The sequence below is a fragment of the Clostridia bacterium genome (assembly GCA_036562685.1).
In the GTDB taxonomy this organism is placed as follows: Bacteria; Bacillota; Clostridia; order Christensenellales; family DUVY01; genus DUVY01.
The window spans coordinates 1-6566 of the sequence record DATCJR010000184.1 but is presented as its reverse complement, the minus strand read 5'-3'; the positions used below and the strand labels follow the sequence as shown (position 1 = coordinate 6566).

At 36.1% G+C, this 6566-nt stretch carries 4 protein-coding genes; 3 read left to right on the top strand and 1 reads right to left on the bottom strand.

Translation table 11 applies throughout. The features are described from left to right. The 3 genes from VIL26_08280 to VIL26_08270 form a co-directional block, all read left to right on the top strand. Nucleotides 1-2204, top strand: a 2204-nt coding sequence (locus VIL26_08280) for a family 78 glycoside hydrolase catalytic domain (GenBank protein HEY8390924.1), incomplete at its 5' end; no start/stop codon positions are given. Further along, nucleotides 2197-3036 (top strand): glycoside hydrolase family 43 protein, encoded by an 840-nt coding sequence (locus VIL26_08275; GenBank protein ID HEY8390923.1) that lies wholly within the window; start codon nt 2197-2199, stop codon nt 3034-3036. The genes VIL26_08280 and VIL26_08275, both read left to right, overlap by 8 nt. Before the next feature lie 11 nt (nt 3037-3047). Continuing rightward, nucleotides 3048-5765, top strand: a complete 2718-nt coding sequence (locus VIL26_08270; GenBank protein ID HEY8390922.1) for a bacterial Ig-like domain-containing protein — start codon at nt 3048-3050, stop codon at nt 5763-5765. A 51-nt stretch (nt 5766-5816) separates the two neighbouring features. On the opposite strand, the gene VIL26_08265 is transcribed toward VIL26_08270, so the two are convergent. Next, nucleotides 5817-6566: AraC family transcriptional regulator (locus VIL26_08265; protein HEY8390921.1), on the bottom strand; the 750-nt coding region annotated here is incomplete at its 5' end.

Here is a 6566-nt window from a genome sequence, read left to right as displayed (position 1 = left end):
TTTACCCCAAAAAAATATTTGCTGTAGAAGGTGTAGTTAACGAGGGTTCTGTTTTGTCCATAGACATACGAGAGTATTTATTGTCCGCGAATGACAGTTCAAAGCACTTTGTAAGTCATTTTTATCTGATGTGCGAAGCCGTAAGCGACAAGCAAGGGGAGTTTTCGCTGAATTTTTGTGAGGGGTTAGGTTTTTTGTATATTAACGGCGAAAACTTCGATGTAGGTATAGGCAGCAAGGTGAAAATAAAAAAAGGCAGGAACATTATATGTTTTGGTAGAAGATGTGTGTCTTACGGAAACCAAAATGTTCTTGATATCAACGGTGTCAATCTGAAGTTTGGCGCTGTCTATTTGGTAGGACCGCTGCCTTACAGCAAAGACAGGACCAATTATCCAGAAAGCGAGTGGGGCGAAACGGTTATTGTAGAGGGCATGGATGTTGATGAAAATACCCTTAACCAAATAGCACAAAGTGCAACAGCGTGCGATCTGGATGCAATCAAAAGTAAGTTTTCTTCGTATGTAACTGATGTAAGTCATTTGGTGCAAAAAAATAACATTTTTCATCAAAGTCTTATCGATAAGGTTGTTAATAAAGATTTGCGCTGTCAATTAAAAGACGAAGAAGCATTATTTGGTTCCAACAGCTTTTTGACCATTTATCCGCACAAGGACTGCGACATCAGGTTGTTGATAGATTACGGCGGAGAGACTTTGGGATACCAGACTTTTGAATGCGTGGCACAAGAAGGAACTATATTGGACTTTCATAATTTTGAATTTATCCAGCCTGATCTTAGAAGAAACTATGCCGAAACGATGAACAACTCTTTTAGGTATATATGCAAAGAAGGTTATCAAAAGTTTGAAGCAATGGTTTCAAAAGGTTTTAGATATGTTTATATAACTATCAGAAACCAAAACGCACCTGTAAAACTGAAAAACGTATGCAACATAGAAACAGTATATCCTCAGTCCAATAAAGGCGATTTTATATGTTCAGATTGGAAACTTAACAGGATATATGAGTGCTGCAAAAACACTTTGAGATGTTGTTCGCAAGATACATATGTCGATTGTCCTACTTATGAGCAGGTCTTTTGGGTAGGTGATGCCAGAAACGAAGCAATAGTCGATTGGTTGATTAATGGGGACAGCAGGCTTTGGTATCATTGTCTAAGACTTGCCGGGGATTCTTTGAATGTAAGTCCCTTAGTGCAATCTCATACACCTACTGGATGGGACAATATTATAACCGCTTGGTCGGCTTTGTGGCATCGTTCGGTTTATGAATATATGCTGTACACCGGCGATTATTCCAAGGCGCAAGAACTAAGGGCACTTTTATTAAAGGACATTGAGGGTATCAAAACCTTTATTAATAAAGACGGTTTATACGAAATAAGTGCTTGGAATCTGTTTGACTGGGCGGTAATGGATACTCCCAAAAATGCAGTAGTTACGCATCAAAACTTCTTTGTGATATTTGCTATTGATTATACTATAAAATTCTTGCGGTTGATTAACGAAGAAGAAAAGACAATAAGTGAACTGGAAGAACTAAAAGACCAGTTAAAAGCAGCGATTAATAAGTACTTGTGGTCAGAAGAAAAACAGGCTTTTGCTGATTGTCTTAGATACGGAAAAAACGGCGAAAGAATATTGAGCAGTGTTTTTTCGCAGCAGACTCATACGATTGCTTACATTTCAAAAGGAACGACACAAGAAAGGTTGCAGCGTTGCTATACAATTGTAACCAATCCGCCGTCAGGCTTTGTTGTTTCTGGCAGCCCGTTTTTTGAATTTTTTAGACTTGAAGTGTATAGCAGCACCAAACAGTATCAAAAAATGTATCAGGCAATTTCGGACAATTGGGGCTTTATGATAGACGCAGGCTCAGATACATTTTGGGAGTTGTGGAGCGGCATAACATTAGACGGCAGAATGACCAGAAGTCATTGTCATGCATGGTCATGTGCACCTGTTTATTTCCTTACAGAATACATCTTGGGGGTTTCGCCCTTAGAACCTGGATATTCAAAAGTTAAAATAAAGCCTTATGCAGGAACGCTAAAATTTTGCAGAGGCGTAGTTCCTACGCCGCATGGTGAAATAAGGGTCAGTTGGAAAGCTAATGACGGAGTTATCACTGACTTACAGTACAGTGTGCCTAAAGGGGTAGAGGTGGTATTTGATGATTAATGTAAAAGACATAAGAATAAGAGATCCTTTTATTCTGACAGACAAAAAGAACAAGAAATATTACATGTATGGAACGACATCGCTAAAAGAGGAACTTTCAACCGGCAACAGCTTTTCTGTGTATGAATCAGCTGACTTGGTATGGTTTAGTGAGCCGAAAGTAATTTTTCAAGATGAGGCGTTTTGGGCAGACAGGGATTTTTGGGCAGCCGAAGTGCATTATTATAAGGGAAAGTATTATCTGTTTGGAAGTTTTAAAGCAAAAAACAGATGCAGAGCGACCCAAATTCTGGTGTCTAATTCACCTGCTGGCAAGTTTGTTCCGCTTAGCGACAAGCCTGTAACACCTATTGATTGGGAATGTTTGGACGGAACATTGTATGTTGAAAACGATATTCCTTATGTAGTCTTTTGCAGAGAATGGGTTTCGGTATATGACGGAGAAATATATGCTCAAAGGTTGACTGACGATTTGAAAGAAACCGTAGGCAAACCGCAATTGCTGTTTAGAGCGAGCGAAAATCCTTATTTAAAACCGTTTATGCAAAAAGACGGCAAGAATTGCTATGTTACGGACGGACCTTTTCTTTATCATGACGGTAAAAGACTTAATATGATTTGGTCCAGCTTCAGGGAAAGTAAATATTTGGTTTTGCAGGCGTATAGCGACAGTCTGCTTTCAAAATGGCATCATGTTGACACACCATATTTTGGCCAAGACGGCGGACATTCGATGCTTTTTGAAGATTTTGACGGAACGACTTATATAGCATTACATCAGCCTAACATTCCGCCTTTTGAAAGAGCGGTATTTATAAAATATAACAAATGATGGAGGGATAAATGAGAAACAAGATTAAAAGACTTGTGATAATAGCTTTTGCTTTTATTATGTCTTTGACTTTTTTCAATTTTAACAGCTTTATTTTTGCTGTAAACCAAGAGCAAGAAGATACAGTTAAAACTTTGTATTATGATTATAACTTTACAGACAGGTCAAAGTATACTTGCTATGGTGCAGAAAATGCATATGTAAAGTACAATCAAGCGACCAAGAGCGTAGATGTTTTGGCTCATAGCGGTTATGCTAACGGCTTTACCGTAAGCGACACCGATGCGGTAATAGCTGTAGAAATGTCTGTGGATATTTCATCTTCAGACAACTGGATGGGAATCGGCTTGCTGGACGGAAAAGAACATGGATATACCAGCACAACGCATAATGGCGTAATGTTGTATATCACCAAAAACGCGGATAAGTATGCATTTAGAATTTTTAAAATGCCTGGCACAATAGAGCAAAATACTTATGTAAGCAATGTTGCTGCTGGAGAAAAATTTACTCTTAAGTATCAATATGACCAGAATTCTTCACAATGGTTTTATTATATTAACGATACCAAAATATATAATGATCAAAATTATCTCGATGGTGTAGATAATACTGACGAAAGCAATAAGACCTATCTTAACTTTGCTTATAATGATGTCAACCCTATAAAAATCTATGCTGTATATTATTTTGACAGTTCTATTGAAAAAGAAGAAAAAAGCATCAACGACACCGATTTTGTTAACAAATCAAACTATTCTTTTTATGGCGGACAAGAAGCTTATATAAATTATAATGAAGATACTTCTAGCTTAGATATTATGGCGCACAGCGCTTATAAAAACGGCTTTAAGGTATCAGATACTCAAGCCAACGTAACAATAGAATTATCAGTTGATGTTACTTCTGCTGACAACTGGATGGGAATTGGTTTGTTAAATGGTCAAGAACATGGTTATCCTGGCACAACAGAAAGCGGTATCATGTTGTATATAACCAATAACAACGGATATTACTGCTTTAGAATATTCAAGATGCCTGAAGTGCAAGAATTTGCTTCTTATGTATCAAATATAGGTGTTGGACAAAAGTTTTTCCTGAGCTTCCAATATGACCAAGAAAAAGCAAACTGGTTCTATTATATAAACGGTGTTCGCATTTTTAACGGTCAAAATTATTTTGACAATGTAGATTATAAAGATGAGAAGAACTTTACATATCTTAACTTTGCGTATAACGATAGCGTTCCTATCAAACTTTATTCTATAAACTATTTTGATAATGCTTATATAGAAGTTGAATTGCCTGAACTTTATACTGATGTTACTTTCCAAGATGTTTCTTTATATACTAATTACGGCTTAGGAAATAACTATGTGACTTACAATGCTGATACCGACAGTGTGGATATTTTGGCACACAGCGCATATCATACAGGCTTTAGAATCAGCGATACAGATGCCGTTATCTCTGTAAAAATGTCAGTAGAATTAACATCTCCCGATAATTGGATGGGAATAGGACTTTTGGACGGAAACGACCATGGCTATACAACTACTTCTCATAACGGTATTATGTTGTATATGACTGTAAATAATGGTTATTATGCGTTTAGAATTTTCAAAATGCCTGGCACAATAGAGCAAAAAACCTTTGTCTCTGATGTAGAAGTAGGCGAAGTGTTTGATCTGACATACAGATATGATCCGTTATACGAAAGCTGGTTCTATTTCATCAACGGCAAACGCATATTTGCTGGACAGTATTATATGGATAATGTCGATATAAAAGATGATAATAATCTTACATATCTAAACTTTGCATACAACGATGTCAATCCTATAAAGGTTTACTCAATAGATACTTACGACACAATCGGAACAGTTAATTATTCTATAACCAACGCAACAGGCGGATTTGCTTTTCTTCCTGCCAATGTTACCTTGGGTGAAGACCTTGATTTGAGCGGCATATATATCAAAAAAGTAACTTCTCGCGGAGTTTTGGAATATATTCCTCTAACTTTGGCAATGTTGAGTGGATATGACAAAAATGCTACAGGAGAAGAAGCCTTAGGTGATGTTACGGTAACTATAACCTATGAAGATGTTGTAGTAAAGACATTTAATGTTTTGGTTAAGGATAAGGTTGTGGATGTAGAATTTACAGCACCTTCGAATTCTAAGAAATATTATGCAGGTTATTCTACCGAATTGGATTTGTCCAACGGCACTCTCAAAGAAAAATATCAGAGCGGTAAAGAAAATATAGTTTCTTTGACCAAATCCATGGTTTCCGAAGTAGATTTTTCTACATCAGGAGAGAAAACTGTAACTGTAAGCTATCAGGGAAAAACATTTACATATACAATAACAGTTTTGGAAGACAGCATTGTATCTATTGCAATAGATGATCAAAATGCAAAAACACAATATTATGTAGGCGAAGCATTAGATTTGACCAACGTTAATGTGCTGGTAACATATACTAGCGGAAAAACAGAGACATTCAGCGTGCAAGATGAAATGTTTGAACTTGAAGGATTTGATTCATCAAAAGCAGGCGACATTACATTGACTGTAAGTTTGAAAGATAACGGTGAAATCAACACAACTCTTGAATTATCAATAGTATCTAAGCCTAAATCAAAAGGATGCAAAGCTTCTAACAGTATTACTTTATTTACTTTGATTTGTGTTGCAGCATTTATTGCACAAAAGATAAGATAACAGAGGTAAAACAAAATCAAAAGGGTCTGGTAATTCCCAGACCCTTTTGATTTATAATTCACTTTTGTCATCGCTTTGCATTTTTCTAAATTCATTTGGAGTGCAATTCATATAAGATCTGAATATCTTATGAAAATAACTGGGCGACGAAAAGCCTAAGTCTGTAGTTATAGTTTCTATAGAATTGTTTGTGGTTTTTAGATATAGTTTTGCATAATTAAGTTTGATTTTATTAAAATAATCCATCATCGTCGTTCCTGACAGTTTTTTGAATGCACGGCAAAGATAGATTTGGTTATACGAAACATCTGATATAAGTTCATTTAAAGAGTATTTGAAGTTTTTTGGATCTGAAAGTTTTTCTAATAGTTGAGTATACCATACAGGCGCCTCGCTCTGATGATTTTCTTGCATTGGCTTTAAAAAAAATGACAGCAACGTAGTGCATGTGATCTTGGAGATATGAAGCAAAAACTTGTGGTTAGTATTGAAATTAATGCCTATTGTAAGCGGTTTTATCATATTTTCTATAAATTCTATTTCGTTGGAAGTTATTCGGGCTTTCAGCGGTTTTGAAGAATTGTTTATCATAGATAAAATATCCGAATCAATATTATTGCAGCATTCTTCAAAAAACGATAATGGCATTATTATATCTCTGTGTGTGCAGTTAGGCGGTCTTATGAATCTGTGTTTGTCGCTGGGACGAAGCAAAAACATATCGCCTAAAGTTATTTTTTCTGTTATATCATTGCATTGATGAAAACTGGATCCTGACACCAGATAAAAAATTTCATAATA